At 71.3% G+C, this 26,603-nt stretch carries 29 protein-coding genes and 1 pseudogene; 21 read left to right on the plus strand and 9 right to left on the minus strand.

Going from position 1 to position 26,603, the window contains the following annotated elements:
- Positions 1 to 86: 86 nt before the first annotated feature.
- Both AVL59_RS08410 and AVL59_RS08415 read left to right on the plus strand, forming a co-directional pair.
- Positions 87 to 1,478 carry a M1 family metallopeptidase gene (locus AVL59_RS08410; protein WP_067317034.1) on the plus strand — a complete coding sequence of 464 codons (1,392 nt, stop codon included), beginning with the start codon at positions 87 to 89 and terminating at the stop codon, positions 1,476 to 1,478.
- Between the two features lie 47 nt (positions 1,479 to 1,525).
- Complete coding sequence (locus tag AVL59_RS08415) at positions 1,526 to 2,185, plus strand: trimeric intracellular cation channel family protein (protein WP_067301054.1); 660 nt, start codon at positions 1,526 to 1,528, stop codon at positions 2,183 to 2,185.
- On the opposite strand, the gene AVL59_RS08420 is transcribed toward AVL59_RS08415, so the two are convergent.
- Positions 2,094 to 3,377: an alpha/beta hydrolase gene (locus AVL59_RS08420; RefSeq protein WP_067301057.1), complete on the minus strand. Its 1,284-nt coding sequence runs from the start codon at positions 3,375 to 3,377 to the stop codon at positions 2,094 to 2,096. The genes AVL59_RS08415 and AVL59_RS08420 overlap by 92 nt on opposite strands.
- A gap of 206 nt (positions 3,378 to 3,583) precedes the next feature.
- On the opposite strand from AVL59_RS08420, the gene AVL59_RS08425 reads away from it, so the two are divergent.
- Positions 3,584 to 4,480, plus strand: coding sequence for a thioesterase family protein (locus AVL59_RS08425; RefSeq protein ID WP_067301059.1), 897 nt, complete (start codon positions 3,584 to 3,586; stop codon positions 4,478 to 4,480).
- 25 nt (positions 4,481 to 4,505) lie between these two features.
- On the opposite strand, the gene AVL59_RS52025 is transcribed toward AVL59_RS08425, so the two are convergent.
- Both AVL59_RS52025 and AVL59_RS08430 read right to left on the minus strand, forming a co-directional pair.
- Complete coding sequence (locus AVL59_RS52025) at positions 4,506 to 4,679, minus strand: hypothetical protein (protein ID WP_159399881.1); 174 nt, start codon at positions 4,677 to 4,679, stop codon at positions 4,506 to 4,508.
- Entirely contained in the window at positions 4,676 to 5,275 is a 600-nt protein-coding gene (locus AVL59_RS08430) for a TIGR03086 family metal-binding protein (RefSeq protein WP_067301061.1), read from the minus strand. Before AVL59_RS08430 ends, AVL59_RS52025 begins: the two co-directional genes overlap by 4 nt.
- A gap of 104 nt (positions 5,276 to 5,379) precedes the next feature.
- On the opposite strand from AVL59_RS08430, the gene AVL59_RS08435 reads away from it, so the two are divergent.
- Both AVL59_RS08435 and AVL59_RS47580 read left to right on the plus strand, forming a co-directional pair.
- Complete coding sequence (locus AVL59_RS08435) at positions 5,380 to 6,360, plus strand: helix-turn-helix transcriptional regulator (RefSeq protein WP_067301064.1); 981 nt, start codon at positions 5,380 to 5,382, stop codon at positions 6,358 to 6,360.
- Positions 6,361 to 6,501: 141 nt separating this feature from the next.
- The gene (locus AVL59_RS47580; RefSeq protein ID WP_079146581.1) at positions 6,502 to 6,873 is read left to right on the plus strand and encodes a hypothetical protein; all 372 of its coding nucleotides are present in this window, start codon (positions 6,502 to 6,504) and stop codon (positions 6,871 to 6,873) included.
- Positions 6,874 to 6,906: 33 nt separating this feature from the next.
- On the opposite strand, the gene AVL59_RS08440 is transcribed toward AVL59_RS47580, so the two are convergent.
- On the minus strand, positions 6,907 to 7,536 hold the full coding sequence (locus AVL59_RS08440; RefSeq protein ID WP_067301067.1) for a TetR family transcriptional regulator: 630 nt from the start codon (positions 7,534 to 7,536) through the stop codon (positions 6,907 to 6,909).
- Between the two features lie 147 nt (positions 7,537 to 7,683).
- Here AVL59_RS08440 and AVL59_RS53175 point away from each other — a divergent pair, with 147 nt between their 5' ends.
- From AVL59_RS53175 to AVL59_RS08450, 3 genes are all read left to right on the plus strand, one after another.
- Positions 7,684 to 7,851 (plus strand): hypothetical protein, encoded by a 168-nt coding sequence (locus tag AVL59_RS53175; protein ID WP_099053025.1) that lies wholly within the window; start codon positions 7,684 to 7,686, stop codon positions 7,849 to 7,851.
- A gap of 33 nt (positions 7,852 to 7,884) precedes the next feature.
- Positions 7,885 to 8,163, plus strand: coding sequence for a DUF4190 domain-containing protein (locus tag AVL59_RS08445; RefSeq protein ID WP_067301070.1), 279 nt, complete (start codon positions 7,885 to 7,887; stop codon positions 8,161 to 8,163).
- 269 nt (positions 8,164 to 8,432) lie between these two features.
- Complete coding sequence (locus AVL59_RS08450) at positions 8,433 to 9,602, plus strand: cysteine desulfurase family protein (protein WP_067301072.1); 1,170 nt, start codon at positions 8,433 to 8,435, stop codon at positions 9,600 to 9,602.
- A 309-nt stretch (positions 9,603 to 9,911) separates the two neighbouring features.
- Here AVL59_RS08450 and AVL59_RS08455 read toward each other — a convergent pair whose 3' ends face one another.
- Positions 9,912 to 10,595 carry an N-acetylmuramoyl-L-alanine amidase gene (locus tag AVL59_RS08455; RefSeq protein ID WP_067301074.1) on the minus strand — a complete coding sequence of 228 codons (684 nt, stop codon included), beginning with the start codon at positions 10,593 to 10,595 and terminating at the stop codon, positions 9,912 to 9,914.
- A 59-nt stretch (positions 10,596 to 10,654) separates the two neighbouring features.
- Between AVL59_RS08455 and mnmA the strand changes: the two genes are divergently transcribed.
- Positions 10,655 to 11,782 carry a tRNA 2-thiouridine(34) synthase MnmA gene (mnmA, locus tag AVL59_RS08460; RefSeq protein WP_067301076.1) on the plus strand — a complete coding sequence of 376 codons (1,128 nt, stop codon included), beginning with the start codon at positions 10,655 to 10,657 and terminating at the stop codon, positions 11,780 to 11,782.
- A 100-nt stretch (positions 11,783 to 11,882) separates the two neighbouring features.
- On the opposite strand, the gene AVL59_RS08465 is transcribed toward mnmA, so the two are convergent.
- Both AVL59_RS08465 and AVL59_RS08470 read right to left on the minus strand, forming a co-directional pair.
- On the minus strand, positions 11,883 to 12,665 hold the full coding sequence (locus AVL59_RS08465) for an alpha/beta fold hydrolase (protein WP_067301079.1): 783 nt from the start codon (positions 12,663 to 12,665) through the stop codon (positions 11,883 to 11,885).
- 37 nt (positions 12,666 to 12,702) lie between these two features.
- Positions 12,703 to 13,026, minus strand: coding sequence for a DUF427 domain-containing protein (locus AVL59_RS08470; RefSeq protein ID WP_067301081.1), 324 nt, complete (start codon positions 13,024 to 13,026; stop codon positions 12,703 to 12,705).
- A 52-nt stretch (positions 13,027 to 13,078) separates the two neighbouring features.
- Here AVL59_RS08470 and AVL59_RS08475 point away from each other — a divergent pair, with 52 nt between their 5' ends.
- From AVL59_RS08475 to AVL59_RS08495, 5 genes are all read left to right on the plus strand, one after another.
- Positions 13,079 to 13,618, plus strand: a complete 540-nt coding sequence (locus AVL59_RS08475; protein WP_067301084.1) for an LOG family protein — start codon at positions 13,079 to 13,081, stop codon at positions 13,616 to 13,618.
- 7 nt (positions 13,619 to 13,625) lie between these two features.
- The gene (locus AVL59_RS08480) at positions 13,626 to 14,324 is read left to right on the plus strand and encodes an SDR family oxidoreductase (RefSeq protein WP_079146582.1); all 699 of its coding nucleotides are present in this window, start codon (positions 13,626 to 13,628) and stop codon (positions 14,322 to 14,324) included.
- 69 nt (positions 14,325 to 14,393) lie between these two features.
- On the plus strand, positions 14,394 to 15,401 hold the full coding sequence (locus tag AVL59_RS08485) for a methionine synthase (RefSeq protein ID WP_067301088.1): 1,008 nt from the start codon (positions 14,394 to 14,396) through the stop codon (positions 15,399 to 15,401).
- A 15-nt stretch (positions 15,402 to 15,416) separates the two neighbouring features.
- Positions 15,417 to 17,615, plus strand: a complete 2,199-nt coding sequence (gene ligA, locus AVL59_RS08490) for an NAD-dependent DNA ligase LigA (protein ID WP_067301091.1) — start codon at positions 15,417 to 15,419, stop codon at positions 17,613 to 17,615.
- A gap of 262 nt (positions 17,616 to 17,877) precedes the next feature.
- On the plus strand, positions 17,878 to 20,112 hold the full coding sequence (locus AVL59_RS08495; protein WP_067301094.1) for a putative bifunctional diguanylate cyclase/phosphodiesterase: 2,235 nt from the start codon (positions 17,878 to 17,880) through the stop codon (positions 20,110 to 20,112).
- An 88-nt stretch (positions 20,113 to 20,200) separates the two neighbouring features.
- Here AVL59_RS08495 and AVL59_RS08500 read toward each other — a convergent pair whose 3' ends face one another.
- Positions 20,201 to 20,779 (minus strand): TetR/AcrR family transcriptional regulator, encoded by a 579-nt coding sequence (locus AVL59_RS08500; protein WP_067301096.1) that lies wholly within the window; start codon positions 20,777 to 20,779, stop codon positions 20,201 to 20,203.
- Between the two features lie 87 nt (positions 20,780 to 20,866).
- Here AVL59_RS08500 and AVL59_RS08505 point away from each other — a divergent pair, with 87 nt between their 5' ends.
- The 6 genes from AVL59_RS08505 (at position 20,867) to gatB (ending at position 25,429) form a co-directional block, all read left to right on the plus strand.
- Positions 20,867 to 21,238, plus strand: a complete 372-nt coding sequence (locus tag AVL59_RS08505) for a DUF4267 domain-containing protein (RefSeq protein ID WP_067301098.1) — start codon at positions 20,867 to 20,869, stop codon at positions 21,236 to 21,238.
- Positions 21,239 to 21,270: 32 nt separating this feature from the next.
- Entirely contained in the window at positions 21,271 to 21,765 is a 495-nt protein-coding gene (locus AVL59_RS08510) for a cupin domain-containing protein (protein WP_067301101.1), read from the plus strand.
- A gap of 104 nt (positions 21,766 to 21,869) precedes the next feature.
- Positions 21,870 to 22,166, plus strand: coding sequence for an Asp-tRNA(Asn)/Glu-tRNA(Gln) amidotransferase subunit GatC (gatC, locus tag AVL59_RS08515; protein WP_067301103.1), 297 nt, complete (start codon positions 21,870 to 21,872; stop codon positions 22,164 to 22,166).
- A gap of 2 nt (positions 22,167 to 22,168) precedes the next feature.
- Positions 22,169 to 23,662, plus strand: a complete 1,494-nt coding sequence (gene gatA / locus AVL59_RS08520; RefSeq protein WP_067301106.1) for an Asp-tRNA(Asn)/Glu-tRNA(Gln) amidotransferase subunit GatA — start codon at positions 22,169 to 22,171, stop codon at positions 23,660 to 23,662.
- Complete coding sequence (locus AVL59_RS08525) at positions 23,659 to 23,898, plus strand: hypothetical protein (protein ID WP_020942391.1); 240 nt, start codon at positions 23,659 to 23,661, stop codon at positions 23,896 to 23,898. The genes gatA and AVL59_RS08525 overlap by 4 nt, the downstream gene beginning before the upstream one ends.
- A gap of 16 nt (positions 23,899 to 23,914) precedes the next feature.
- Entirely contained in the window at positions 23,915 to 25,429 is a 1,515-nt protein-coding gene (gene gatB, locus AVL59_RS08530) for an Asp-tRNA(Asn)/Glu-tRNA(Gln) amidotransferase subunit GatB (RefSeq protein WP_067301109.1), read from the plus strand.
- Between the two features lie 195 nt (positions 25,430 to 25,624).
- Here gatB and AVL59_RS08535 read toward each other — a convergent pair.
- Positions 25,625 to 26,042: pseudogene (locus AVL59_RS08535) on the minus strand (SAM-dependent methyltransferase); the annotation flags it as partial.
- Between the two features lie 183 nt (positions 26,043 to 26,225).
- Between AVL59_RS08535 and AVL59_RS08540 the strand changes: the two are divergent.
- Complete coding sequence (locus AVL59_RS08540) at positions 26,226 to 26,591, plus strand: hypothetical protein (RefSeq protein ID WP_067301111.1); 366 nt, start codon at positions 26,226 to 26,228, stop codon at positions 26,589 to 26,591.
- Positions 26,592 to 26,603 lie beyond the last annotated feature (12 nt).

The raw sequence follows: 26,603 nt of genomic DNA on the forward strand, positions 1-26,603 counted from the left end.
CTGGGCAAAGTCATGTGCATGTCCGAGCGGGAGAGTTCAGAGTCGTCCGTGTCCGCATGATCGACACGGGCTCGAAGGGACGACTCGTGAAACTCTCCCGTCCGGCACGCTTAGGAGCCGTCGCCACCGCGGCGGCTTCCTTCTTCGTCGTCGCCGCCTCCTCCGCCCCCACCCCAGGCGCGGCCGGCATCGGCGATTCCTACTTCCCACAGCTCGGCAACGGCGGCTTCGACGCCCGCCACTACGACCTGGGCATCGCCTACGACCCGGGCAGCGGCCGCCTGGACGGCCGTACGACCCTCACCGCCCGCGCCACCCAGCACCTCTCCTCGTTCGACCTGGACTTCCAGCAGCTTCGGATCACGAGGGTCGAAGTGAACGGCAGACGCGCCGGATTCACCCGTCACGGCGACGAGGTCACCATCACCCCGCGCGACGCGCTCCGCAAGGGCCGGAACTTCACCGTGACCGTCACCTACGGCGGCATACCGAAGCCCCTCGGCGGACCCATCGTGTTCGGCTCCAAGTACGGCTGGATGAAGACCGCCGACGGCGTCTTCGTCGGCTGCGAGCCCAACGCCGCCTCCACCTGGTTCCCCTCCAGCGACCACCCCTCCGACAAGGCCACCTACGACATCCGGATCAAGGCGCCCAAGGGCCTGACCGGCGTCTCCAACGGCCGGCTCGTGTCGACGTACGACCGGGGCGGCTCGACGTACACGCACTGGCGGGAGAGCCGGCCGATGGCCACGTATCTCGCCACCGCCACCATCGGGAAGTTCGACGTGCGCACCGGCCGCACCCCGGGCGGCATCCCGGTCTACGTCGCCGTCGACCCGGCCCTGAAGAACACCAACAAGGTCGACGTGTACGGCGTCACCGCCGCGGCCACCGACTACTGGTCGAAGGTCTTCGGGCCGTACCCCTTCGAGGAGACCGGCGCGATCGTCGACGATCTGCCCGAGGCCGGGTTCTCCCTGGAGGTGCAGAGCAAGCCCATCTACTCGGGCGTGCGCAGCGAGACGACCATCGTGCACGAGCTGGCCCACCAGTGGTTCGGCGACTCGGTGAGCGTGGCCCGCTGGAAGGACATCTGGCTCAACGAGGGCTTCGCCACCTACGCCCAGTGGCTGTGGGCCGAGCACCAGGGCACCCGCACGGCCCACGACTCGTTCCTCGCCGCGTACAACTCCCAGTCCGCCGACGCGGCCTTCTGGAAGATCAAGGTGGCCGACCCGCAGCGCGACACGATGTTCGCCGACGCCGTCTACGACCGCGGCGCGATGACGCTCCAGATGCTCCGGGAGCGGATCGGCGACCGGGCGTTCTTCAAGCTGCTGCCCACATGGACCCGGCTCCACCGGTACGGCAACGCGGACACGTCCGACTTCATCCGCCTCGCCGAGCGGATCAGCGGGCAGCAGCTCGACGACCTCTTCGACACCTGGCTGTTCACCACAGGTAAGCCGAGCCTGTAGGCCTGGCTTTGTAAGGTTCACACCCCTTGACAGGTGAGAATGTCAGGGTGCAGCTCCAGCAACTCTTCAGTCCCTCTGTCCAGCACACGCTCGATGTCATCGGCATCTTCGTGTTCGCGATCTCCGGCGCCCTGCTGGCCGTCCGGAAGAACTTCGACGTGTTCGGCATGGCCGTGCTCGCCGAGGTCACCGCGCTGGGCGGAGGGCTGTTCCGCGACGTGGTCATCGGGGCCGTACCCCCGGCGGCCTTCACCGACCTCGGGTACTTCCTCACCCCGCTGATCGCCACGCTCGTCGTCTTCTTCCTGCATCCGCACGTGGAACGCATCCAGGCGGCGGTCCTCGTCTTCGACGCGGCGGGCCTCGGTCTGTTCTGCGTCACCGGGACGACGAAGGCGTACTCCTACGGCCTCAACCTGACCGCCTCCGCGACCCTGGGCCTCGCCACCGCGGTCGGCGGTGGCGTGCTCAGGGACGTGCTCGCCAACGAGGTCCCCTCGCTGCTGCGCTGGGACCGAGACCTGTACGCGGTCCCGGCGATCGTCGGCGCCACCATGGTGGTGCTGTGCATCCGGTACGACGCGCTGACCCCGTTCACCAGCGGTCTCGCGGTCGTCACCGCTTTTGTCCTGCGCCTGCTGGCGATGAGGTTCCACTGGCGAGCGCCGCGTGCTTGGAACCGCCGGTCGACGGTGTCCGAGGAGTAGACCCGGGGGTTCCCGCGGTCCCGGCGGAACCCGCGGCCCCGGTCAGCGACCGGTCCTGGCCCTTGGCGTGGTTCTGGCCCATCTGCAGCGTCAGCCACCGGAAGACCGTGTCGACCTGGGGCTTCCACAGCGTCATGTTGTGCCCGCCCGCGCTGCGCGGCAGGAACTGCACGTGCACGGTCGTCGGCGCCTTGGCGATGGACTCCATGGCCACGCCCGCCTGGTAGCCGTCGCCGGACTCACCGGAGAAGTACAGCGCGATCCGCGGCGGCGTGGCCGACTTCTTGAGAATCAGGTAAGGGTTGTTCGCGGCGCGCAGGGCGGGGTTCTGGGCGGCCAGGGAGTTGCGCTCGCCGATCGGGTCGTTGTAGCCGGACATGCTCACCGCGGCCCGGTAGCGGTCCGGGTGCGCCACGGCCAACTTGACCGCGCAGTGCGCGCCGGCCGAGTAGCCGCCCACCGCCCAGCCCTGCGGCGCCGGAAGGGCCCGGAAGTTGTCCATGACCATCTTCGGCACATCGATGCTGAGCCAGGTGTCGGCGTTGACCTGGCCGGGGATGTTGGCGCAGCCGGTGTCGACGCCGGCCAGCAGGTTGGTGCGCGGGGCGACCAGTATGAAGGGGGCCACCTGGCCGCTCTGCATCAGCGGCAGCAGCTGCTCGTGCGCCTTCATCGTGCCGAACCAGGCCTTGGCCGAGCCGGGGTAGCCCGGCAGCAGCTCCACGACCGGGAACTTCTTGTGACGGTAGGCCGGGTCGTTGTACTGCGGCGGCAGCCAGACGTAGACCTCGGCGTTCACGCCCGACACCCGGCCCTTGAGCTGGGTCTCCTGCACCCCGCCGGCCGCGTGCATCCCGGGCCCGTCGGCCTGCTTGAAGTCCTGCTTGACCTTGGGCAGCTTCTTGAACGCTATGCCGCCGGTGCCGTCCCGGCCCAGGTCGGCGGCCTGCTGGACGTGATTGCCGGTGCCGAGCAGGTCGGCCCAGTTGTCGTACAGGTTGTTCTGGTTGTTGACCAGTACGAAGACCAGCGTGACGGCCGTGCCCTGGGCGAACAGCAGCATCAGCACGCGGGCCGCGGTACGCAGGGCTTTGGGCCCCCGCATCCTCGACCAGAGGACGAGCGGCAGTATCAGGGCCACCATGGAGAGCACGATGGTCGTGTAGAGGAACGGAGTCCCGGTGAGGCTCATGTCCCCATAGAGGGAAATCAGGGGCTCGGGGTTGTGGACGTGTCCGGACACTTACCGAGAAATTGCCGGAACCTCACCCTGTAGAGGGGATCCGGCCGCAACTCGGCGGGGATCCGAACCCTCCCGAGGTGATCCTGCCGCAACTCGTCATCCGACCGCAACATACAAAGCTACCGCTTAGTAATTTCCTGTTGTACCGTTCGCTCATGCCAGAAGCAGCTTCCGCACCCTCTCCCACTCTCGGCTTCGCTCGAGCGGGGGGACCCGCATCGCGGGCCGTGATCGGCGACAGCGAGTTCGACCGCGACACGGCGGTCACCCGCCGCGAGCCCGGTGTCTACGACATCGACCTCTCGGCCGGCTGGACCATCTTCGACGCCGTCAACGGCGGCTTCCTGCTGGCCGTCCTCGGCCGGGCCCTCGCGGACGCCCTTCCGCACCCGGACCCGTTCACCGTCTCCGCGTACTACCTGACCGCGTCGAGGCCCGGTCCGGCGGTCGTCCGCACCCAGACGGTCCGCACCGGCCGCACCCTCTCCACCGGCCAGGCCTCGCTCTTCCAGTACGACGACGAGGGCAACGAGGTCGAACGCATCCGCGTCCTCGCCTCCTACGGCGACCTCTCCGACCTTTCCGAGGACGTCCGTACGACGGCGACGCCTCCCGCGATCCCGCCGCTGGAGCAGTGCTTCGGCGCCGACGACGCACCCGAGCCGTTGCCGGGCGGCTCGGCCATCGCCGAGCGGCTGATGCTGAAGCTGGACCCGGCCACCCTCGGCTGGGCGGTCGGCGCCCCCTCCGGCAGGGGCGAGATGCGCGCCTGGTTCGGGCTCGCCGACGGCCGCGACGCCGACCCGCTCTCGCTCCTGCTCGCGGTGGACGCCCTGCCGCCCACCGCCTTCGAGATCGGCATCGAGGGCTGGGTGCCCACGGTCGAGCTGACCGTCCACGTCCGCCGGCGCCCGGCCCCCGGCCCGCTGCGGGTGTCGATCACCACGCGCAACCTGGCCGGAGGCTTCCTGGAGGAGGACGCCGAGGTCTGGGACAGCGAAGACCGGCTGGTCGCCCAGTCCCGTCAGCTCGCCCGGGTCAGCCGCGGCTGAGCGACGCGCGCCCCGTCCGGGCCGCCTACCGCTCGTGGACCCCGGCCCCCTCGGGCGCCTCCCGGCGGGCGCCGTAGAAGGCCTCCGCATCACGGGGACGGAAGTCCGGCAGTGCCTGGCGGGCGGTGACGAGGGCGGACTCGGGCGTGCGGCTGCCGCCGCGTCGCCGGGCCCGCCCCAGGTCTTCGGCCGGGGTCACGTCCGGATGAGGGGGGTGCGGCCCAGCCAGGCGGCCAGCTGCTCGTGGACGTCCGCTCCTTCGGGTGCCCGGCGGCGGGCGGCGAAGGGGGTGCCGGCGTCGCGGGGGAGGGAGTCGGGGAGCACCTGGCGGGCGGTGGCGAGGGCGAACTCGGCTGCTTCCGGGTCGAGTTCGAGGGGGTGGCCGAGGGCCTCGGCGAGGTCCCAGGTGTGCGTCACGAGTTCCATGACATAGCCCGAGAGTGCCGCGTGGCCGGGAGCTTCGCCCCAGGGCACGCGCACCGGGCTCGTCATCCGCTCGTCGGGCTCCCAGGCCTTGAGGACCCGCAGGCGCACCTCCTCGTAGGCGGCCGCCCAGCCGTCGTCCCGGACTCCCTCGGCGAAGGGATGCACCGCGAGCCCGTCGCCGCCCTCGCCGACCACGGCGATCCGCAGGGTGCCGCCGACGATGTGGCTCAGCAGGGTCCGTACGTCGAACTCGGCACAGGGCGTCGGGCCGTCGAGCTGCTCGGGACGCACCGTCCCGATGAGCTCGGCCGCCTGCTCGGTGGCGCGTGCGTAGACGGGGCGCGGGTCGGTGAATCCGGTGGTGGTCATGGTGTGCCTCTCCGTTGGTCGGTACGGAGCGGATCATGCGCGGATAACCTGACAGAATCCGTCAACATTTGCGACCGGATCCGCCGCGGCGGGATTCTGGGGGCGTGAAGTCCGACCGGCTGCTGTCGATCCTGCTGCTTCTGCAGACCCGGGGCCGTGTGCCCGCGCACGAACTCGCCGACCGGCTGGAGGTGTCGGTCCGCACCATCTACCGGGACATCGAGGCGCTGTCGGCCTCCGGCGTCCCCGTGTACGCCGAGCGCGGGCGGCGCGGCGGCATCGAACTCCTCGCCGGATTCCGTACGGACGTCACCGGCCTGACCGCCGACGAGTCCCGTGCCCTGTTCATCCTCGCGGCCCAGGGCGCGCACGCCGCCCTCGGTCTGGACGCGGCGCTCGGCTCGGCCCTGCGTAAGGTGATGGCGGCCCTGCCCGCCCCGCACCGGCCCGCCGCCGAGGTCACCAGCCGGCGCATCCTGGTCGACGCCACCCGCTGGCGCGGCGGCCCGCACCAGAGGGTCGACCTTGAGGTGCTCCAGGACGCGGTGTTCTGTGACCGGCGGCTGCGGCTGCACTACCGGCACAGCGGGGAGCGGGAGCCCAGGACGTACACCGTGGATCCCTACGGCCTGGTCGCCAAGGCCGGGGTCTGGTACCTGGTCGCCGACCGGCGCGGCGCGCCCCGGCTCTTCCGGGCCGACCGGGTGCGCTCGGCCCGCCTGCTGGACGAACCGGTGCGGCGCCGGACCGGTGTGGAACTCGCCGACGTCTGGGAGGTGCTGCGCCGCCAGGTGGAGGAGCGGCCGGAGGACGGGATCGAGGTCACGGTACGGGTGAGGCGCGAGCGTCTCGACATGTTCCAGCGCATAGCCGCCCCGATGCTGACCGAGCCGCCGGACGACGACGGCGAGAGCGACTGGGTCACCGCCCGGCTGTCGTACCCGGCCCTGGTCGCGGTGCGTCAACTGCTGGCGTTCGCCGACCAGGTGGAGGTCCTCGACCCGCCCGAGGCCCGCGCGGAACTCGTCCGGGCGGCGCGTTCCGTCACGGCCTTGTACCAGGCGAAGGACCGCGAGCACGACTGAAGTCCCACGTCGGCGGCGGTACTTGGGGCGTGCTTTACCCGATTGACAGGCGACGGACAGGGCGGGCCCAAGAACGCCCTGGCCGCCGTTGGTTGAGTGGCTCGCCTCAGGAACCCCTCATCTTTCGCGGAGCTGTCTCTCATGAAGCGTGTACGTCTCCTCCCCGCCGTCGCCCTGCTGGCGCTCTCCCCGCTGCTGCTGACCGCGTGCGGCTCGGGCGACTCGTCCTCCTCGGGCGGCGGCACCTCCGGACAGCGGCAGGGCTGCCGGGCCCCGTCCGGCATGCCGACGGGCGGCGCGGGCCGGCGCCGGCCCGGTGGGTCGCCCTCCGGCGCCCCCTCGGGAGCCTCCACGGTCAAGCCGTCGGGCCGCCCGAGCGGTGCGCCTTCGGGCATGCCGACCGGCGCGCCGGGTGGGGGTCAGGGCGGTCCCGGGGGCGGTCAGGGCGGCTGTGGTGGTCCGGGCGGCGGCCGGGCGGCGGGGCAGAGCGGGGGCCGGGATCGGCAGGGCTGACCGGAAGGGAGTGTCGGGAGGGGCGGGAGCGGCTCAGTCCAGCCAGTGCCGCCGGCCGATGGTGATGAGCCGCATCTGCCGGGTGGCCAGCTGGGTGACCCGCTCCCGCTCGTCCTGCGGGGCCTCCAGCGCCTCCAGGAAGAGGGAGGCGGTGATGAGCATCTGGTCGACGTAGAGGTGCGCGAGCATCAGCAGGTCGTCGTCGTTCCAGCCGTAGGCCTGCGGGTCCTTGGCCAGCTCGGCCTTCACCTCCTCGGCGAAGCGGGCCAGTTGGTCCCGGATGGCCTCCCGCACCGGCTGGACCCCGCCGTGGCGCTCACGGGCGATGAAGCGGATGTGGGCGGGGTGGGCGTCCACATGGCGGGCGATCAACTCGATGGCGCGTGTGATGCGTTCCTCGCTGCCGCCCGCCGTGCCCACCGTCGTGCGCACCATCGGGTGCAGGCTGCCCAGTGCCTCGTCGACCAGGGCCACGCCGAGGTCGGCGGTGGAGCGGAAGTGCCGGTAGAAGGCGGTCGGAGCGACCCCGACGGCACGGGTGACCTCGCGCAGACCCAGGCTGCTCAGACTCTGCTCCTCCAGCAGTGCGAGCGCCGCGTCCAGGAACGCCTGCCGGGTCTTCTGCTTCTGGGCCTGCCGGATACCGAGGGGGATGTGACTCATGTCATCCAGTTAACAACTGTTCTCTGGAATTTTAAAGCCGCGGGAGGCGCTAGACTCAAAGTCAGTGAACAAGTGTTACTACAACTGTTCACCGAAGCTTCACGAGAGGCTTTCACATCAGGCATCCCGGAGGGGGGATCTGAACCCATGGTTTTCCTCGTCGCCGCACTCATGCTGCTCGGTGTCGTGCTGGGCACCGTGGCCCACGCGCCGCTGGGCGTCACCGCCACCGTGGCCGCCGTCATCGCCGTCTGGCTCGGCATCTTCGCGATTCGCGAGCGTCAGGGCCGCCGTCGCCGCACTTCGGCCAACTGACCGTCCGTATCGACTTTCCAGGAGCTGAGCACCATGCAACTCACCGCACCGGCCACAGGCCGCACCGACACCGGCTCACGCACGCGGGACGCCGACGGCATGGCCGTGGCGTCCTTCATCCTCGGCCTTCTCGGCCTGCTCGTCCTCAACGTCTTCCTCGGCCCGATCGCCATTGTCCTGGCCTCCGTCGCCCTGTGGCGCGGCACCTCCCGCCGCGGCCGCGCATACCTGGGTCTCGGCCTGGGCGTGGCCGACCTGGCGGTCCTGGTGATCGCCATGCAGATGTCCCACACCGTGTCGTGGAGCCTGTGAGCCCGGGTTCCACGACCTGACGCGGCAGGGCCCCGAGGACGACGGGGCGCGACCGCACAACTCCCCATCCCGCCGCGGGCAGCCGTTCCGCAGGGCGATGGGGGTCCCCCGCTCGAGCGGAGCCGGGAGTGGGGGAGGGTGGGCACGGTCTGCGGTGCCGGGTGCGCCGCCACCGACCTCGGGTGCGGCCCACGCATGGCGCCCCTGTGGCCGACGGCAACCACACTCGGCGGAGGCCGACGGCAAGGGCCCCGTAGAATCGCACCACCATGGCTTACCTCGACCACGCCGCCACGACCCCGATGCTCCCGGAGGCGGCAGAGGCACTGACCGCCCGACTGAGCATCACCGGCAACGCGTCCTCCCTGCACGCCTCCGGCCGCCGGGCCCGCCGTACGGTCGAGGAGTCCCGCGAAACCCTCGCGGAAGCGCTGGGCGCCCGCCCCAGCGAGGTCGTCTTCACCTCGGGCGGCACCGAGGCCGACAACCTCGCGGTGAAGGGCCTGTTCTGGTCCCGCCGCGACGCCGACCCGGCCCGCACCCGCGTCCTGGCCAGCCCCGTCGAGCATCACGCCGTACTCGACGCCGTGCACTGGCTCGGTGAACACGAGGGCGCCACCGTCGAGTACCTCCCCGTCGACTCCTGCGGCCGCGTCCACCCCGAGGCCCTGCGCGAGGCGATCTCCCGCAACCCCGACGACGTCGCCCTGGCCACCGTGATGTGGGCCAACAACGAGATCGGCACGATTCTGCCGGTGCGTGAACTCGCCGATGTGGCAGCGGAGTTCGACATCCCGCTGCACGCCGACGCGGTCCAGGCCTTCGGTCAGGTTCCGGTCGACTTCGGCGCCTCGGGCCTCGCCGCGATGACGGTCTCGGGCCACAAGATCGGCGGCCCCTACGGCATCGGCGCGCTGCTGCTCGGCCGCGAGTACACCCCCGTACCCGTGCTGCACGGCGGCGGCCAGGAGCGCCATGTCCGCTCCGGCACCCTCGACGTCCCGGTCATCGCCTCCTTCGCGGTGGCCGGCCGGCTCGCCGCCGAGCGGCGCGAGTGGTTCGCCCGCGAGATCGGCGCCCTGCGGGACCAGCTGATCGCCGCCGTCCGTACGGCCGTCCCGGACGCGATCCTGGGCGGCGACCCGGCACCCGGGGGCCGTCTCCCGGCCAACGCCCACTTCACCTTCCCCGGCTGCGAGGGCGACTCCCTGCTGCTCCTGCTGGACGCCCAGGGCATCGAGTGCTCCACCGGCTCCGCCTGCACCGCGGGTGTGGCCCAGCCCAGCCATGTCCTGCTCGCCATCGGTACCGACCCCGATCTGGCCCGCGGCACCCTGCGCTTCTCCCTCGGCCACACCTCCACCCAGGCCGACGTGGAGGCGGTCGCCAAGGCCATCGGGCCGGCGGTGGAGCGGGCCCGGGCGGCGGGGCTCAGCTGAGCGACGGAAGCGGCCCCGCGGCGCACACGGAAAACCCGACCCGCAAGGGTCGGGCGCACGGAAAACCTACGAGACGGGTTCCCTTCGCCGGTATTGTCCGGATCAGGTGGCTGGGGGTCGCCTTCCAGTCCAGTACTTGCGACTTTCGGGCCTCTCAGTCCGACCGTCGACGTCGGCCCCAGCGGAAGCCTTGTGCCTCTCGCCGAAGTCGGCTACTCCGCTCGAACTCCCTCACTCGCCCCGTAGGCTCTTTCAGCATAGAACGTCTGTAGCGATCCGGCATGTGGTGAAGCATGATTCTTTGTCCCGTTATGCCCCTGCTGCTCTCGCCTGTCGCACCAGCCCCATGTATCGCTTCCAGTCCCAGTGCGGCCCCGGATCGGTGTGGTCCGTCCCCGGCACCTCCACATGCCCGATGACGTGCCCCCGGTCCACGGAGATGCCGTAGCGCCCGCATATCGCGGCCGTCAGCCGCGCCGAGGCCGCGTACATCGCGTCCGTGAACGAGGAGGCGTCCTCCACGAAGCCCTCGTGCTCGATGCCGACGCTGCGCTCGTTGTAGGCCCGGTTGCCCGCGTGGAAGGCCACGTCGAGCTCGCGGATCAGCTGGGTGATCCGGCCGTCCTTGCGCACGATGTAGTGCGCCGCCGCCCCGTGCGCCGGATCCTGGAAGGCCTTCACCGCGCTGCGGTAGCCGCCCTGCGTGACATGGATGACGACCCGGTCGACCGCGTAGTCGTCCGGCCGGTCCGCCCGCCGGTAGTTCGCCGGTGACGCCGCCACCCACCGCGCACCCCTGAAGTCGACGGCCCCCGCCACCCGGGGCCTCGCCACCCCCGGCAGCCGCCACCACAGATGGGACAGCTCCTGCCGGGCCAGCACGGCCGTGCCCACGGCGGCCGCGGCCCCGCCGACGAGCAGCGCCCGCCGCCCCAGCCGCCGGTCCGCGTCCCCGCCCGCCGCCTGTGCCGTCCGCCCGGTCGTCGCCCCCATGTGATCGTCAACGGATGTCCGGCGGCCTCGGTTCCCGCGCCCCGTACCCTGGAAGGGCTATGACTGACACCCCGCAGCGCACCCGCCCCCTCCGCGTCCTCGCCGCCATGTCGGGCGGTGTGGACTCCGCCGTCGCCGCCGCCCGCGCGGCCGAGGCGGGCCACGACGTGACCGGCGTCCACCTCGCGCTCTCCGCGAACCCCCAATCCTTCCGCACCGGCGCGCGGGGCTGCTGCACCATCGAGGACTCGCGCGACGCCCGCCGCGCCGCCGACGTCATCGGCATCCCGTTCTACGTCTGGGACCTCGCCGACCGCTTCCGGGAGGACGTCGTCGAGGACTTCGTCGCCGAGTACGAGGCGGGCCGGACCCCCAACCCCTGCCTGCGCTGCAACGAGAAGATCAAGTTCGCCGCGCTGCTGGACAAGGCGCTGGCCCTCGGCTTCGACGCGGTCTGCACCGGTCACTACGCGCAGGTGATCACGCACGAGGACGGCTCCCGCGAACTCCACCGCGCCTCCGACATGGCCAAGGACCAGTCCTACGTGCTCGGCGTCCTGGACGAGCGGCAGCTCGCCCACGCGATGTTCCCGCTCGGCGACACGGTCACCACCAAGGAGGAGATCCGCGCGGAGGCCGAGCGCCGGGGCCTGGCCGTCGCCAAGAAGCCCGACTCCCACGACATCTGCTTCATCGCCGACGGCGACACCCAGGGCTTCCTGGCCAAGCGTCTCGGCACCACGGAGGGCGACATCGTCGACGAGTCCGGCGCCAAGCTGGGCACGCACGAGGGGGCGTACGGCTTCACCATCGGCCAGCGCAAGGGCCTGCGCATCGGCACCCCGGCCGCCGACGGCAAGCCGCGCTACGTCCTCGACATCTCCCCGGTGAACAACACGGTGACCGTCGGACCGGCCGCGGCTCTGGACGTCACCGCCCTGACGGCGATCAAGCCGCGCTGGTGCGGCACCGCCCCGGCCGGCCCCGGCACCTACACCGCCCAGCTGCGCGCCCACGGCGGCGAGACCGAGGTCACCGCGGAGACGGCCGACGGCGAACTGCGCGTCACCTTCACCGAGCCGGTCCGCGGCGTCGCCCCCGGCCAGGCGATCGTCCTGTACGACGGCACGCGCGTGGTGGGCTCGGCGACGATCGCGTCGACCACGCGCGCGACAGCGACGGTGTGACCCTCTGAGCCCGTCGGCGATCGCGTCGACCACGCGCGCGACAACCACGGTGTGAACCTCTGAGTCCGGTCACCCGATGACTGTGACCTGCTGAGCCGGGTCACCCGATGACGAACTCGGCGAGCACGGGGCCGAGTACGTCGGGCTCCACCATGTGCGTCTGCCCCTCCAGGACGCGGTATTCGCCCTGCGGTGCCGCGTCCGCGACCGCCCGGTTCGCCGCGCGCATCCACTCCGGGCTCGCCCCGCCCGCGACCACCAGGACGGGCACGGAGACGGCGGCCAGCCGTTCCCGTGGCAACAGGCCGTCGCCCATGACCGTGTCGTCGTACGCCAGGCTCGGCGCGACAGCCTCCATGCCCGCCCACATCGGGGACTGGCGGGCGCCCCGGATCATCTCCTCGCCGAGACCCGTCAGCCGCAGGAACAGTTCCACGGCGTCCCCGCGGCGGCCCTCCGCGAGTGCCGTGCGCAGGTTCTCCTTGTACGCGGCCTCCCGCTCGGCACCGCCGGCCAGGAAGTCCGCGTACGGCGCCTCGTACACGGCCGCCCGGCGCACCGGCAGGCCGCTCGCCGCCGCCTCCAGCACCAGCGCGCCGCCCGAGGAGACGCCGAACAGCACCGCGTCGCCGCCCACCGCGTCGATCAGCGCGGCCAGGTCCTCGACCTCCCGGGCCACCGCGTACGGCGCCGTGTCGCCGCTCCCGCCACGGCCCCGGCGGTCGTAGACCACGGCCGCGCACCGGTCGGCGAGCCGGTGGGCGAGGGGCGCCATGGTGCCTCCGGTGGACATCGCGCCGCTCACCAGGATCACCGTCGGCCCCTGGCCGATCACTTGGTACGCGAGGGAGGTGCCGTCGCGGGAAGTCGTCTTCTTGTCCATGCCGGTGCAGACTGCCGCACGGCACCGGCCTCATCGGTCACGACACGTCGACGTCGTAGAAGCAGAAGTGATCCCTGATCTCCGCCACCTCCGGCTTCGGGTCCGGGTACGCCCACACCAGGTCGGGCGCGTCCGGCAGTGACCAGTAGGAGGCCGTGCCCTTGAAGGGGCAGACCGTGTGCGTCTCGGACGGAGTGAGCAGGTCGAGGCGTACGTCCTCGGCGGGGATGTAGTACCGCACGGGAGAGCCCGTCTCGCGCAGGACGAGGGGCCGGTCGGTCTCAGCGAGCACCTGGTCGCCGCGTACCGCGCGCACGTGCCGCTCGCTCTTCTCGATGGTGATGCTGTGTCCGTTGGCCATGACAGGAACAGCACCGCAGGGCCGGAAGTTCTTCCCGCGTACGGTGGGGCACATGAACATCTGCGTCTTCCTCTCCGCGGCCGATCTCGACGAGCGATACACGCGCCCCGCGCGCGAGTTCGCGAAACTCCTCGGCAAGGGCGGGCACACCCTGGTGTGGGGCGGTTCCGACGTCGGACTGATGAAGGTCGTCGCCGACGCTGTGCGGGAGGCGGGCGGCAGGCTGCTCGGCGTCTCGGTCGAGTTCCTGTCGGCGAAGGCGCATCCCGGCGCCGACGAGATGGTCATCGCCTCCGACCTCGCCGAACGCAAGAAGCTGCTGCTGGAGAAGGCCGACGCGGTGGTGATCATGGTGGGCGGTACCGGGACGCTGGACGAGGCCACCGAGATCCTGGAGCTGAAGAAGCACGGCCGCACCGACAAGCCGGTGGTGCTGCTGAACACGGCGGGCTTCTACGACGGCCTCGAGACGCAGTTCCGCCGTATGGAGGACGAGGGCTTCCTGCCGCGTCCGCTGTCCGAGCTGGTGTTCTTCGCCGAGGACCCGGCGGGCGCGCTCGCCTACCTGGAGGCGTCGTCGCGCATCCGGTGATGCGAGCATGGCGGGCATGGCTACTCATGTGATCACCGGGGCCGGTTCCGGCATCGGCGCGGCCGTCGCCCGCCGTCTGCACGCGCGCGGGGACGAACTCGTCCTGCACGCGCGCGACGCGGGCCGCGCGAAGGAACTGGCGGCCGAGTTCCCCGGGGCGCGCACCCTGGTCGGCGATCTGTCCGACCCGGACAGGCTCTCCTGGGCCTTCTCCCATCAGACGCTCCCGGACCGGATCGACTCGCTGCTCCACATCGCCGGCGTCGTGGACCTCGGTGAGGTCGGCGAGCTGACCCCCAAGTCCTGGCGTCACCAGCTCAACGTCAACCTGATCGCCCCCGCCGAGCTGACCCGGCACTTCCTGCCCCAGCTTCGCGCCGCCCAAGGCCATGTGATCTTCGTCAACTCCGGTGCCGGACTCAACGCCCACGCCGGCTGGTCCGCGTACGCCGCCTCCAAGCACGGCCTCAAGGCCCTCGCCGACTCCCTGCGCCAGGAGGAGCACGGCAACGGCGTCCGCGTCACGTCCGTCTACCCCGGCCGCACGGCCAGCCCCATGCAGGCCAAGGTCCACCAGCAGGAGGGCAAGGACTACGACCCCGCCCGCTGGATCGACCCCGAGTCGGTGGCCACGACGATCCTGATGTCCCTGGACCTCCCGAGGGACGCGGAGATCAACGACATGACGGTGCGCCCGGGGCGCTGACCGTGTGGTGGGCAGGTGCTGGGGGTCCAGGGGGCGGAGCCCCCTGGTGCGGCGGCATACTCTGCCGGGGTGAGTGAGAAGAGCGAGTTCAGGTTCTCCGGAGCCACCGGCGTCGGGTCCATGCCCGGAGGGGACGCGAGGGAGGCCGTCAAGACGGTCACCGGCAGCTTCGAGGACTTTCCGTATCTGCCCGAGCTCCCCGCCCGAGGCCCCGGCGCCGACATGATCGGCCGTACCGCCGGCATGCTCGTCGAGCTGTACGCGCGCGTGGAGCCCAGCGGCTGGCGGATCGGGGACCGGCCGGGGCGGGACACCAAGCGGGCCCGGGCCTGGCTGGGCGAGGACCTCGACGCCCTGGAGGAGTTCACCCAGGGCTACGAGGGCGACCTCAAGGTGCAGGCGGTCGGACCGTGGACCCTGGCCGCCGCACTGGAGCTGAGGAACGGCGAGGCCGCGCTGTCGGATCCCGGAGCCTGCCGCGACCTCGCCGCCTCCCTCGGCGAGGGCCTGCGCCTCCACCTCGCCGAGGTACGGCGGCGGATCCCCGGCGCCCGGATCGTCCTCCAGCTCGACGAGCCCTCCCTCACCGCCGTACTGCGCGGACAGGTCCGCACCGCCAGCGGCTACCGCACGCATCGGTCCGTGGACCGGCAGATCGTGGAGTCCACCCTGCGGGACGTCATCGGCGTCCACGACGGCGGACCCGTGGTCGTGCACTCCTGCGCCCCGGACGTCCCCTTCGCCCTGCTGCGACGGGCCGGCGCGGCCGCCGTCTCCTTCGACTTCTCGCTCCTCACCGAGCGTGACGACGACATCATCGGCGAGGCCGTGGAAGGCGGCACCCGGCTGTTCGCAGGTGTCGTGCCGGGCACGGACGGCCCATTGTCAGACCCTGCCGGTAGCGTCATGGGTGTCAGGACGCTGTGGCGCAGGCTGGGGCTGCGTCCCGGGCTGCTCGCGGAGGCGGTCACGGTCACCCCGGCGTGCGGTCTCGCGGGCGCTTCCCCCGCCTACGCGCGCCAGGTGCTCGCCCACTGCGTCCGGGCGGCGAGATCCCTCGCGGACAACCCAGAGTAACGGGAGGACAACACGGTGGCCGGCGACAAGCAGCAGGCGGAGACGGCAGTGCCCGCCGAGGCACGTGACAAGCACGCGCAGCTCGCTGAGCAGATCGAGGAGCACCGCTTCCGGTACTACGTGAAGGACGCTCCGGTCATCAGCGATGCGGAGTTCGACCAGCTCCTGAAGACCCTGGAGACGCTGGAGGAGCAGTATCCGGAGCTGCGCACGCCGGACTCGCCGACCCAGAAGGTCGCCGGGTCCTACGCGACGGAGTTCACGGCGGTCGAGCACCGCCAGCGGATGCTCTCGCTCGACAACACCTTCAACGACGACGAGCTGGCCGCCTGGGCCGACCGCATCGCCAGGGAACTGGGCGAGCAGGAGTACCACTTCCTGTGCGAGCTGAAGGTCGACGGCCTCGCCGTCAACCTCACCTACGAGCGCGGCCGCCTCACGCGCGCGGCGACGCGCGGCGACGGCCGCACCGGCGAGGACATCACCCCCAACGTGCGTACGATCGCGGAGATCCCGGACCGTCTGCAGGGCGACGACGTCCCCGACCTCGTGGAGATCCGCGGCGAGGTCTACTTCCCGATGGAGAAGTTCGAGGAGCTGAACGCCCGTCTGGTCGCGGCCGGCGACAAGCCCTTCGCCAACCCCCGTAACGCGGCAGCGGGTTCGCTGCGCCAGAAGGACCCGCGCGTCACCGCCACCCGCCCGCTGCACATGGTGGTGCACGGCATCGGCGCCCTGGAGGGCTTCACGGGCATGACCCGCCTCTCCCAGGCCTACGACCTGCTGAAGACCTGGGGCCTGCCCACCTCCTCGCACAACCGCGTGGTCGACGACCTCGACGGCGTACGGCAGTTCATCGCTTACTACGACGGCGAGATGCGCCATTCCGTGGAGCACGAGATCGACGGCGCCGTCGTCAAGCTGGACGAGATCCGGCTCCAGGGCCGCCTCGGCTCCACCGCGCGCGCCCCGCGCTGGGCGATCGCCTACAAGTACGCGCCGGAAGAGGTCAACACCAAGCTCATCGACATCAAGGTGGGCGTCGGCCGCACGGGCCGCGTCACGCCGTACGCGCAGGTCGAGCCGGTCACGGTGGCCGGCAGCGAGGTCGAGTTCGCCACCCTGCACAACCAGGAGGTGGTCAAGGCCAAGGGCGTGCTCATCGGCGACACCGTGGTCATCCGCAAGGCCGGTGACGTCATCCCGGAGATCCTCGGCCCGGTGGTGGACCTGCGCGACGGCAGCGAGCGGGAGTTCGTGATGCCGGGCGAGTGCCCCGAGTGCGGGACGCCGCTGCGGCCCATGAAGGAGGGCGACATCGACCTCCGCTGCCCCAACGCCCGCACCTGCCCGGCCCAGCTGCGCGAGCGTGTCTCCTACCTCGCGGGCCGCGAGTGCCTGGACATCGAGCACTTCGGTGACGTGGCGGCCGCCGCGCTCACCCGTCCGTTGGAGCCGGCCGACCCGCCGCTGGTGGACGAGGGCGACCTGTTCGACCTGACGGTGGAGAAGCTGCTGCCCATCAAGGCCTATGTCCTCGACCAGGACAGCGGTCTGCCCAAGCGGGACCCCAAGACGGGCGAGGAGAAGGTCGTCACGGTCTTCGCCAACCAGAAGGGCGAGCCGAAGAAGAACACCCTCGCGCTGCTGGAGAACATCGAGGCGGCCAAGCAGCGGCCCCTCGCCCGGTTCCTCAACGGTCTGTCCATCCGGCACGTCGGCCCGGTGGCCGCGCAGGCCCTCGCGCGCGAGTTCCGTTCCATCGACCGCATCGAACAGGCCAGTGAGGAGGAGCTGGCCACCACCGACGGCGTCGGCCCGATCATCGCCGCCGCCCTCAAGGAGTGGTTCGCCGAGGACTGGCACCGCGAGATCATCCGAAAGTGGAAGGCCGCCGGGGTCCCGATGGAGGACCAGTCGTCCGGCGAGGACGAGGGGCCGCGCCCGCTGGAGGGGCTCACCGTCGTCGTCACCGGCACGCTGGAGAACTTCACCAGGGACGGCGCCAAGGAGGCGCTGCAGAGCCGTGGTGCCAAAGTGACCGGTTCTGTTTCCAAGAAGACCTCGTTCGTTGTCGTGGGCGACAATCCGGGATCGAAGTACGACAAGGCCATGCAGCTGAAGGTTCCGGTTCTGAACGAGGACGGTTTCGGCGTCCTTTTGGAGCAGGGCCCCGAAGCGGCGGCCGAAGTCGCGCTTCCGACCGGGGAGTAGCGGTTGAAGGCCACCCGTTCGGCGCATATCAGATGCATACGGGTGGCCCGGGCGCATTCGGGCAACCGTCGACGACCGCTGCCCGAGGAAGCCTTCCGCGGCCTACTGTTGAGGTGTGCGCCTGCCGTGCCCAGCTGCGGTTGGGGCATCTCCCTGCTGCTCGCCCAGGGCACGGGGAAGGGTTCTTCGACGCGGAGCCGCTGATGGTTGTCGGGCATCGGGCCGCGTGGCGTGGGCACCGCCGGCTGTGAGAGGGACGGGAATGGAACCGACCGAGAGCGCCGCCCCGGACGCACGGCTGCGCCGCCACGCGGGCGCGTGGCGGGGGATCCGGTGGACCTGGCGGTTCGCCGAGCGCACGGGCACCCGCGCACGCCCCGCCGCACCGGGCGGGGCGACCGAGGCACACACCCCGATCCCGCTGGCCATCGAGCCCGCTCCCGCACTGTCCGGCACCGACTCCGAACGGCACCTTTCCTGGCCCGCGTTGCCCGCGGCCGTCGTGGCCGCCGCCGGATTCGCCCTGGGCGCGGGCTTCTACCGCGCCTTCACCGGCCACCACGCGCTCTTCCCGTCCGGCACGGTCGGCTGGTCGCTGGCCGTGCTCACCGGAATCATCGTCGGCCACCTCGTGATGCTCGGCCGCGCCCGCTGGTGGGGCGGCACCGGTTCCGGCGCCGCCCTCACCCTCGCCGTCCTGCTGCTGTACGGCTGGGTGCCGGCCTGGATGGTCAGCCTGACCGTCGTCGTCCTGGTCGGCATAGCCAGGCGGCACCGCTGGCGGCAGGGCGTGCTGCACGGCGCCGTGGACATCCTCGGGATCAGCGTCGGTGCCCTGGTGCTCGGTTGCTTCGGACGTGTACCGAGCGTCGAGGAGCCCTGGCGTCCGGACACCTGGAGCATCGCCACGGCCCCCGAGGTGGTGCTCGTCGCGGCCGCCTACCTCGCGGTGAGCCGCGGCCTGCTGTGGTACCTGCACGCGCCGCGCGGCGGAGGACTGCCCACCGTCGCCCGCACCGCTCTGGTCAGACAAGGCCTGGTCGCCGTCGCGCTGCTCGGCATCGCGCCGCTGGTGTGCGTGGTCGCCGACGCCCAGCCGGTCCTGCTGCCGCTGTTCGCCATCCCGCTGATCGCCCTCGACTCCACCCTGTGGATGGCCCGGGCCCGTGCCGAGGAGCAGCTGCGCGACCCGCTGACCGGACTGCCCAACCGGCAGTGGCTGCTGGAGCGCATCTGGACCGCCCTCGACGACGCCGAGCGGATAGGCGCGCGCACCGCGCTCATGCTGATCGACCTCGACCGTTTCCGGTCGGTGAACGACACCCTCGGTCATCTCGCCGGTGACCGGCTGCTGTTGCAGATAGCCGACCGGCTCCGGCTCGCCCTGCCGCGCGGCGCGGAGGCCGCCCGGCTCGGCGGTGACGAGTTCGCCGTCTTACTGCCCGTCGCCGACTCCACCACGTCGGCCACGCGGGTCGCCCGCGGCCTCGTCGCCGCCCTCAGCTCGCCGCTCGACCTCGACGGGCTCACCCTCGTCCTGGAGGCCAGCGCGGGCGTCGCCGTCTTCCCCGATCACGCCCTGGACGCCGAGGGGCTGCTGCGGCGGGCGGACGTGGCGATGTACCAGGCGAAGCGGGACCGTACGGGCGTCGAGGTCTACGAGTCCAAGCGGGACTCCAACACCCCGGACCGGCTGGGTCTGCTGGGTGATCTGCGCCGGGCGCTGGACGCGCACGAGGTGCAGCTGCACTACCAGCCCAAGGTCCGCTTCGACGGCCAGGTCGCCGGCCTGGAGGCGCTGGTGCGCTGGGTGCATCCCGAGCGCGGGAAGGTGCCGCCGGACGAGTTCATAGCGATCGCCGAGTCCTCGGGGCTGATGCCCCATCTGACGGAGTACGTGCTGGAGACCGCGCTCGCGCAGGTCGCCCGCTGGCGGGCCCAGGGGCTGTACGTCCCGGTCGCGGTCAACGTCTCCCCGCGCGATGTCCACACACCCGGTTTCGCGGGCTCGGTCGCCGCGCGCCTGGCCCGGCACGGAGTTCCCGCGGGCGCGCTCCAGCTGGAGATAACCGAGCATGTGCTGCTGGAGGATCCGCAGCGGGCCGCCGACACCCTCGCCGGGCTCACCGGGCACGGCGTGAAGATGTCCCTGGACGACTTCGGCACCGGGTACTCCTCCCTGGTGCATCTGCGCCGGCTGCCGGTGAGCGAGCTGAAGATCGACCGGTCCTTCGTGGCCCGGCTGGCCGTGGACACCGAGGACGCCGAGATCGTGCGCTGCACGGTGGACCTGGCGCACTCGCTGGGGCTGCTCGTCGTCGCCGAAGGGGTGGAGGACGACGAGACGTGGGAGCGGCTGCGGGATCTCGGCTGTGATGCGGTGCAGGGGTGGCTGGTCGCCGCGGCGATGCCGCCGGAGGAGACGACGGCGTGGCTGCGGGCGAGGGGGTCCCGGGGCTGGCAACGACCGCGCGCCGCGCTGCCGGCCGCCGAATAGCCTTTCCCCCGCCTGCCCGTTCGACTCGGCCGGATCGTTGCCGTTCCCCGCGTAGTCAGAGGCTGCCGCCGGAGGCGGTCGCCGCTGCTCAGTCGCCCGTGAAGTGGGCGATCAGCAGGGCCAAGCGGCTCTCGTGGCCCTCCTTCGGCAGTCGTCCGCTGCGCATCAGTGTCGTCAGGCCGTGCAGGCCCGACCAGAACGTCTCCGTCAGCAGGCCGGGGTCGTCGCCGTCGGCCGCGATCGGCTGGACGGCGAGGAGCAGCTCGCCGAAGGCTTCCCGCAGGGGCGCCGGCGCCTCCTCGGTGGCGAACGGCAGGTCCACCAGGTGGGTGAACATCGCGTCGTAGAGGGCCGGCCTGCGCCGGGCGAAGGACGTGTACGTCCGCGCCACCTCCGCCAGCGTCTCCCGGGTGCCGTCGGCCGCCGTGCGCGCCGCCCGCAGCTCCGCCGCCAGGTCGGCGAAGCCCTGCACCGCGACCGCCGCCATGATCGCGTCCTTGCCCTTGAAGTGGCTGTAGAGGACCGGCTGGCTGTACTCGATCTCGGCGGCCAGCCGGCGCGTGGTCACCGCGTCCCAGCCCTCCGCCTCCGCCAGCTCCCGCGCGGCCGTCACGATCAGCCGCTCGCGTTCCGCTCGTTCGCGCTCCCGGCGCGTCTGGATCGTCATGGCCGCGATTCTAGCATTGCTAGTGATTCTGTCGTCGCTCTGCTAGCGTAGCTCTTGTGCCTAGCGCTGCTAGCGAGGAGAAGAGAAGTGACCGTCACCGCGTACACCCTGGCCGTCGTACTCGATCTGTTCTGCGTGTTCCTCGGCTACCGGTTCCTGTTCCAGCCCGCCTCCGCCGCGGCCGGCTACGGCGTCCCCGCCCGGCCGGACGGCGACGCGGGCGCCTACCTCACGGTCAAGGGCCTCAAGGACGGCACCTTCGGCGTGCTGGGCCTGGTCCTGCTGGCCTTCGCCGGCGCCCGTGCCGAGGCGCTGTTCATGCTCTGCGTGGCCCTCGTTCCGCTCGGCGACACGCTGATAGTCCTGCGCAACGGCGGTACGAAGGCCGTCGCCTTCGGGATCCACTTCGCCACCGCGATCGTTGTACTGATCGGTGCCGCGCTGCTCTTCGTCGTCTGACCAGGGCACCACCGTCATCAGGGGGTTATGAGATGTCGCTGTTCGTTCCGAAATTCGACGAGTCCGTGATCGTCCGGGAGGCGGAGGCCGAGGTCGTCGGCCGCGCGCCCACCACCGTGCGGCTGCTGGCCGACAGCAGCCGGACCGGCGGCGCCCTGTCCACCCAGCGCGTCACCCTCACGGCGGGTGCCGACGGCGCCAAGCCGCACTGGCACGACAACTCCGCCGAGATGTTCTTCCTGCTCGACGGCGCCGCCGACATCCTCTCCGGCGAGGACGTCGTCACCGCGGGCCCCGGCGACCTCGTCATCGTCCCGCCCGGCAAGCCCCACGCCTTCGCCGCCGTCCCGGGCGCCGACGCCGACCTGCTCATCGTCATCACCCCGGGCGTCGAGCGCTTCGAGTACTTCCGCCATCTGCAGCGCATCGCCCTCGGCGAGGCCACCCCGGAGAGCCTGCTGGAGGTGCAGGAGCTGTACGACAACCACTTCCTGAGGAGCGAGGTCTGGGACGCGAGGCGACGCTGAAGGAGTGCTGACGGCAGGGCCCCGGTCATCCGTTTCACGGCTACCGGGGCCCGCCCCATAGGATTGGGCCCTAACCACACACACTCACCCCAGAGGATCGCTGCATGCCTGGCATCACGCGCGAGGAGGTCGCCCACCTCGCCCGGCTGGCGCGTCTGGAGCTGAAGCCCGAAGAACTCGATCACTTCGCAGGCCAGCTGGACGACATCATCGGCGCGGTCGCCCGCGTCAGCGAGGTCGCCGACCAAGACGTACCGCCGACCTCCCACCCGCTGCCGCTGACGAACGTCATGCGCACGGACGAGGTCCGTCCCTCGCTCACCCCCGAGCAGGCGCTCTCCGGCGCCCCGGCCCAGGAGCAGCAGCGTTTCAAGGTGCCGCAGATCCTGGGGGAGGACTGACCATGACGGACATCATCAAGCTCACGGCCGCCGAGACCGCCGAGAAGATCGCCTCCGGCGAGCTGACGGCCGTCGAGGTGACCGAGGCCCATCTCGCCCGGATCGAGGCCGTGGACGAGAAGGTGCACGCCTTCCTGCACGTGGACCGCGAGGGTGCCCTCGCCCAGGCCCGCGCCGTGGACGAGAAGCGTGCCCGTGGCGAGAAGCTCGGCCCGCTGGCCGGCGTCCCGCTCGCGCTCAAGGACATCTTCACCACCGAGGGCGTGCCCACGACCGTGGGCTCGAAGATCCTCGAAGGCTGGATCCCGCCGTACGACGCGACGCTCACCAAGCGGCTCAAGGCCGCCGACGTCGTCATCCTCGGCAAGACCAACATGGACGAGTTCGCCATGGGGTCCTCCACCGAGAACAGCGCCTACGGCCCGACCGGCAACCCCTGGGACCTCACCAAGATCCCCGGTGGCTCCGGCGGCGGCTCCTCCGCCGCGCTGGCCTCCTTCCAGGCGCCGTTGGCCATCGGCACCGACACCGGCGGCTCCATCCGCCAGCCGGCCGCCGTCACCGGCACGGTCGGCGTGAAGCCGACGTACGGCGCGGTCTCCCGCTTCGGCATGGTGGCGTTCTCGTCCTCGCTGGACCAGGGCGGCCCCTGTGCCCGTACGGTCCTGGACGCGGCGCTCCTGCACGAGGTCATCGCCGGGCACGACCCGCTCGACTCCACCTCCATCGACGCCCCGGTCCCGCCGGTGGTCGAGGCCGCCCGCAACGGCAGCGTCGAGGGCATGCGCGTCGGCGTCGTCAAGCAGTTCCGCGGCGAGGGCTACCAGGCCGGCGTCATCCAGCGCTTCGACGAGTCGGTCGAGCTGCTCAAGGAGCTGGGCGCCGAGATCGTCGAGCTGGACTGCCCGTCCTTCGACCTCGCGCTGTCGGCGTACTACCTGATCGCGCCGTCCGAGTGCTCCTCCAACCTCGCCCGCTTCGACGGCCTGCGCTACGGCCTGCGGACCGGCGACGACGGCGGCCACTCGGCCGAGGAGGTCACCTCCCTGACCCGCGAGGCCGGCTTCGGCCCCGAGGTCAAGCGCCGCATCATGCTCGGCACGTACGCCCTGTCGAGCGGCTACTACGACGCGTACTACGGCTCCGCGCAGAAGGTCCGCACGCTCATCACGCGCGACTTCGAGAAGGCCTTCGAGCAGGTCGACGTCATCGTCTCCCCGACGACGCCGACCACCGCCTTCGCGATCGGCGAGCGCGCCGACGACCCGATGGCGATGTACCTGGCCGACCTGTGCACCATCCCGACCAACCTGGCGGGCAACGCGGCCATGTCGCTGCCCTGTGGCCTCGCCCCGGAGGACAACCTCCCGGTCGGTCTGCAGATCATCGCCCCGGCCCTCAAGGACGACCGGCTCTACAAGGTCGGCGCCGCCGTCGAGGCGGCCTTCGTGGAAAAGTGGGGGCACCCGCTGCTCGAGGAGGTTCCGTCGCTGTGAGTGCACTGAACAAGGCCAAGGGCTTCAAGAAGTCGAAGTCCGGCACGTACCTGTCGATGGCCGGGACCGCGTTCGGCGCGTTCGGTGTGGCCAAGCAGATCAAGAAGGCGCGTGCCGAGCACGACACGCTGCGGCTGATCGACGCCACCGTGTCCGCCGTCGCCATCGTCACCGGCCTCGCCATCCTCTACCGCGAGCTGAAGCGGCTGGGCGACGACGACGTCCTGCTGGGCTGAGAGGGAAGTTTTCACCGTGACCACCACGACCGACCTGGTGTCGTACGAGGACGCGCTGGCGTCGTACGACCCCGTCATGGGCCTCGAGGTCCATGTCGAACTCGGCACCAAGACCAAGATGTTCTGCGGGTGTTCCACCGAGCTGGGCGCCGAGCCCAACTCGCAGACCTGCCCCACCTGCCTCGGCCTGCCCGGCGCGCTCCCGGTCGTCAACGCGACCGGCGTCGAGTCCGCCATCAAGATCGGTCTCGCGCTGAACTGCGAGATCGCCGAGTGGTGCCGCTTCGCCCGGAAGAACTACTTCTATCCGGACATGCCGAAGAACTTCCAGACCTCCCAGTACGACGAGCCGATCGCCTTCAACGGCTACCTCGACGTGCAGCTGGAGGACGGCGAGACCTTCCGCGTGGAGATCGAGCGCGCCCACATGGAGGAGGACACCGGCAAGTCGACGCACGTCGGCGGTGCCACGGGCCGCATCCACGGCGCGCAGCACTCGCTCCTCGACTACAACCGTGCGGGCATCCCGCTCATCGAGATCGTCACCAAGCCGATCGTCGGTGCCGGCGACCGTGCCCCCGAGGTGGCGAAGGCGTACGTCCGTGAGCTGCGCGAGCTCATCCGGGCCCTCGGTGTGTCCGAGGCCCGCATGGAGATGGGCCAGATGCGCTGCGACGTGAACTTGTCGCTGCGCCCGCACGGCCGCGAGAAGTTCGGTACGCGGAGCGAGACGAAGAACGTCAACTCGCTGCGTTCCGTGGAGCGCGCGGCCCGCTTCGAGATCATGCGGCACGCGGCCGTCCTCGGCGGCGGCGGGACGATCATCCAGGAGACCCGCCACTTCCACGAGGACACGGGGTCGACGACCTCGGGCCGGGTGAAGGAGGAGGCCGAGGACTACCGGTACTTCCCGGAGCCCGACCTGGTCCCCGTGGCGCCCTCGCGCGAGTGGGTCGAGGAGATCCGCGCCGCGCTGCCGGAGATGCCGCTGGCCCGCCGCACCCGCCTGCTCGAGGAGTGGGGCGTCTCGGCCACCGACATGCAGGCGATCCTCAACGCCGGCGCGCTGGACCCGATCGTCGCCACGATCGACGCCGGTGCCGACGCGGCCTCCGCCCGCAAGTGGTGGATGGGCGAACTGGCGCGCAGCGCCAACGAGTCGGGCAAGGCGCTGGACGAGCTGGCCATCACGCCGCAGCAGGTCGCCCGGGTCACCGAGCTGGTGACCTCCGGCGACCTGAACGACAAGCTGGCCCGCCAGGTCATCGAGGGCGTCCTCGCGGGCGAGGGCACCCCGGACGAGGTCGTCGAGAAGCGCGGCCTCAAGGTCGTTTCCGACGACTCGGCCCTTGGCACGGCCGTCGACGAGGCCATCGCCGGCAACCCGGGCATCGCCGACAAGATCCGTGGCGGCAAGGTGGCCGCGGCCGGCGCCCTGGTCGGCGCGGTCATGAAGGCGACCCGGGGTCAGGCCGACGCGGCCCGCGTCAAGGAACTGATCCTGGAGAAGCTGGGTGTGAGCGAGGGCTGAGCCCCCGCTCGGTACGCGGCGTACGGCCCCGGAGGGATGCCCTCCGGGGCCGTACCGCTGTCTGCGGCGCCCCGCGCCTACCTGCGGCGTCCGACCACCCGGGCGAACCCGAGCAGGCGCCCCTGGCCGGCGTTGATCAGTTCCACCGAGTCACGTGCCAGGCCGGCCATGAACTCGCTCGGGCTCTCCTCGGTGGTAGGCGTCGACGGACACGATCGCGTCGAAGGTGCCCTCCCCGAACGGCAGGTCGTGCGCCTCGGCGTAGACGGGTAGCACCCGGTCGGCCACGCCCGCCTCGGCGAGGCGTACGGCGTTGTCGTCGGGCTTGACCCACAGGTCGGCGGCGGTGACCTGGACGTCGTACTCCCGGGCCAGGAAGACGGACGTCATGGCACGCCCGCAGCCGAGGTCGAGCACCCGGGCGCCGGGCGCCGGGCGGCAGTTGGCCGAGGCCGAGCGTGGGGGCCGGCCACTCCAGCAGCCACAGCGCGTGCGGGCCCATCTGGTTGTCGATGGTCCAGCGGGCGTCGTAGCGACCGCTGCGCGGGTAGCGGGGGTGGGTGAGGCGGTCAGCGAGCGAGGCGTCCGGGGTCCTTGGGGTGATGTCGGACATCGTTGAACGGGCTCCTTGGTTCCTTCGTACGGGAGAGGGATGTGTGGGAGCTCGGTCGGACCGTCAAAAAACGCACCTGCTTCGGTCGGCGGCGATGTGCCGGGAACGGACTGCGGGACGCTGACAGCCGCCCGGGCGCACCGCATCCGAATTGTTCGGCCGTGGGTACTACGCTCGGCCGACATGAGTGGACGCACGGATTCCGGCACCGACACCGACCTCGCCATATCCGAAGCGGAGGGCCTGGTGGACGAGGATCCGGCGGACGGGGAACCGGGGGACGAAGGCCTGGAGGACCACGGCGGAGAGGCCCGCCGGGCCCGCTGGACGGCGGCCGGCACCGGCGCCCTGCTCACCCTGGCCGGGCTCGCCGCCGCGCTGCTCCGGCTCACCGGCTCCGAACCGGCCCTCGTGCCCGCCGCCTACGCGCTGGGCGCCGCCGTGTGCGCGTTCGCCGCGTTCCTCGGATTCCGCGGCCGTACCCGCCGGGCGCTGTGGCTGCTGATCGTCGGCACCATGATCATGGCTCTCGGAGACCAGTTCGACTGAAGTGCCCGCCGG

Source organism: Streptomyces griseochromogenes (assembly GCF_001542625.1).
In the GTDB taxonomy this organism is placed as follows: domain Bacteria; phylum Actinomycetota; class Actinomycetes; order Streptomycetales; family Streptomycetaceae; genus Streptomyces; species Streptomyces griseochromogenes.

Coding starts and splice junctions, on each gene's coding strand:
- AVL59_RS08420 (WP_067301057.1), bottom strand. CDS start 3,377: ATGAGCCTCACCGGGACTCCGTTCCTCTACACGACCATCGTGCTCTCC.
- AVL59_RS08425 (WP_067301059.1), top strand. CDS start 3,584: ATGCCAGAAGCAGCTTCCGCACCCTCTCCCACTCTCGGCTTCGCTCGA.
- AVL59_RS08430 (WP_067301061.1), bottom strand. CDS start 5,275: ATGACCACCACCGGATTCACCGACCCGCGCCCCGTCTACGCACGCGCC.
- AVL59_RS47580 (WP_079146581.1), top strand. CDS start 6,502: ATGAAGCGTGTACGTCTCCTCCCCGCCGTCGCCCTGCTGGCGCTCTCC.
- AVL59_RS08440 (WP_067301067.1), bottom strand. CDS start 7,536: ATGAGTCACATCCCCCTCGGTATCCGGCAGGCCCAGAAGCAGAAGACC.
- AVL59_RS53175 (WP_099053025.1), top strand. CDS start 7,684: ATGGTTTTCCTCGTCGCCGCACTCATGCTGCTCGGTGTCGTGCTGGGC.
- AVL59_RS08445 (WP_067301070.1), top strand. CDS start 7,885: ATGCAACTCACCGCACCGGCCACAGGCCGCACCGACACCGGCTCACGC.
- AVL59_RS08450 (WP_067301072.1), top strand. CDS start 8,433: ATGGCTTACCTCGACCACGCCGCCACGACCCCGATGCTCCCGGAGGCG.
- AVL59_RS08455 (WP_067301074.1), bottom strand. CDS start 10,595: ATGGGGGCGACGACCGGGCGGACGGCACAGGCGGCGGGCGGGGACGCG.
- mnmA (WP_067301076.1), top strand. CDS start 10,655: ATGACTGACACCCCGCAGCGCACCCGCCCCCTCCGCGTCCTCGCCGCC.
- AVL59_RS08465 (WP_067301079.1), bottom strand. CDS start 12,665: ATGGACAAGAAGACGACTTCCCGCGACGGCACCTCCCTCGCGTACCAA.
- AVL59_RS08470 (WP_067301081.1), bottom strand. CDS start 13,026: ATGGCCAACGGACACAGCATCACCATCGAGAAGAGCGAGCGGCACGTG.
- AVL59_RS08475 (WP_067301084.1), top strand. CDS start 13,079: ATGAACATCTGCGTCTTCCTCTCCGCGGCCGATCTCGACGAGCGATAC.
- AVL59_RS08480 (WP_079146582.1), top strand. CDS start 13,626: ATGGCGGGCATGGCTACTCATGTGATCACCGGGGCCGGTTCCGGCATC.
- AVL59_RS08495 (WP_067301094.1), top strand. CDS start 17,878: ATGGAACCGACCGAGAGCGCCGCCCCGGACGCACGGCTGCGCCGCCAC.
- AVL59_RS08500 (WP_067301096.1), bottom strand. CDS start 20,779: ATGACGATCCAGACGCGCCGGGAGCGCGAACGAGCGGAACGCGAGCGG.
- AVL59_RS08510 (WP_067301101.1), top strand. CDS start 21,271: ATGTCGCTGTTCGTTCCGAAATTCGACGAGTCCGTGATCGTCCGGGAG.
- gatC (WP_067301103.1), top strand. CDS start 21,870: ATGCCTGGCATCACGCGCGAGGAGGTCGCCCACCTCGCCCGGCTGGCG.
- gatA (WP_067301106.1), top strand. CDS start 22,169: ATGACGGACATCATCAAGCTCACGGCCGCCGAGACCGCCGAGAAGATC.
- AVL59_RS08540 (WP_067301111.1), top strand. CDS start 26,226: ATGAGTGGACGCACGGATTCCGGCACCGACACCGACCTCGCCATATCC.